The following is a 1,751-nucleotide window of genomic DNA, read 5'->3' on the forward strand; positions in this document are numbered from 1 at the left end:
TTGTCACAGCTTCCTGCAAATGTAGTCATTGGTAAAGATAATGTAAGAGCTATTAGTAAATATTTCATTATTAATCTTGATGTTAGAAAAAATAAATTATAGGAATAAAGTAGAGGTAATACCATTAACATTAAATCTTATTGATTTTATTAAATTATTTTTATTTTATGGTAATCAGCCTGCTTAAAAGCAGGCTGGTTTTTGGAGTAACTCAGAAAATATCATTTCTTCTTACGTTTTAAACGACGTTTTGCTTGTTGAGCAGCAACCGCATCTAATGCTTCTTTCAACTCTTCATCGCTAAAAGTGGTGATGTGCTGAAGCATTTGTAAAGTCACATCATCCAAAACCAGGTTGGCGTACTGCGCAACATTCTGGAAGTTCTCATCAAACACAATCGCATTATCTTCATAGTTACGAATATAGCCTTGTTGAGTCAGTACTTTAATAAAGCTTTGGAATAAGGCTTTATCAAAGAATTCAGGTGAATTGAATTCATACAATACAGACAAACGTTGACCAACCAAATGACTGAGTTCTTCCACCTGACGGGTCGAAATATTGCCTGAACCACGTTGTGTGATCAGAGCTAAAGTCATGTAATAACGCTCAAGACTTTGCATCACCGGAGCGGCAAGCACCACCAGCTGATTATGATCTTCCGAGTTTGGTGCAGGAGATTCCAGGTTGCCTTCCGCATCTTCAGAGATCAATTTCGCCTTAATTAATGCTTCAACATAAGCACAGATTTGATCTTTCAGTTCATCATCTTGCCATTTTAAGAACAATTCAGCTTTTAAGAATGGATAAAGCGTGCGAATCACATTGATCAAGTCGCCACGACGGATGGAACCGTTATGTTCAACCAAGGCAGCAATTAAAGACGGCAATACAAAGGCATGCAGAATGTTATTGCGGAAGTAAGTCAATAATACGGCTTGATTGTCTTCAATCGCAATAATATCGCCCAGCACATGTTTGATGCGTTTAATCAGTTTCAGTTTTAAACCGTAGGCAATGATTTCTTTGCCTGAAAGCGGTGTGACTTGTGTGCGTGCATCGTAAGGTAAGGCAGCGACCAGATTGCGATATGCATCGAGCTGTTTGATGCAGATTTCTTCATCTAAAGTATGTTTTGGTGTTGCCAGTAGAATCAGAGAAAGCAGCGATACAGGGTTAATCACCACAGCACGGTTAATGTTTTCTAAAATCGCATGCGCCGAACTGTTAACTGCATCCGACACTTCCGACGGAATAGGATCATCATTCTTTTCAATCTTGATTTTATCTGCGCCGTGTTTTTTTAGCATGTCATCTAAAAACACAGGTTCGCCGAAGTTCACATGCACTTTACCGAAAATACGCTCGATTTTACGCAAGGTTTTTAAAATGCCCACAATCGATTCAGACTCTTTCGGTTTGCCTTGCATTTCTCCGACATAGGTTGAACCTTCCATCAGACGTTCATAACCGATATACGTCGGCAAAAACACGATTGGTTTTGATCGACCACGTAAATGGCTATGTACCGTCATCGCAAGCATGCCGGTTTTTGGTGGCAACAAACGCCCTGTACGTGAACGACCGCCTTCAATAAAGTATTCAAGAGGCGTGTTACGCGACAGAATGCTGTACAGGTATTCTTTAAATACCGTGGTATACAAGCCATTCCCGCGGAAAGTACGGCGAATAAAGAATGCACCGCCACCACGGAGTAATTGACCCACGAACGGCATATTCAGGTTATCACC

The 1,751-nt window shown here is 40.4% G+C and carries 1 protein-coding gene; it reads right to left on the minus strand.

Annotation, left to right across the window (positions count from 1 at the left end; genetic code table 11):
* Positions 1–221: 221 nt before the first annotated feature.
* Positions 222–1,751 (minus strand): glycerol-3-phosphate 1-O-acyltransferase PlsB (gene plsB / locus WAK81_RS13480; RefSeq protein WP_422197532.1); only part of this gene is annotated, 1,530 nt, incomplete at its 5' end.

The sequence above is a fragment of the Acinetobacter sp. genome, assembly GCF_049284435.1.
Taxonomy (GTDB): domain Bacteria; phylum Pseudomonadota; class Gammaproteobacteria; order Pseudomonadales; family Moraxellaceae; genus Acinetobacter.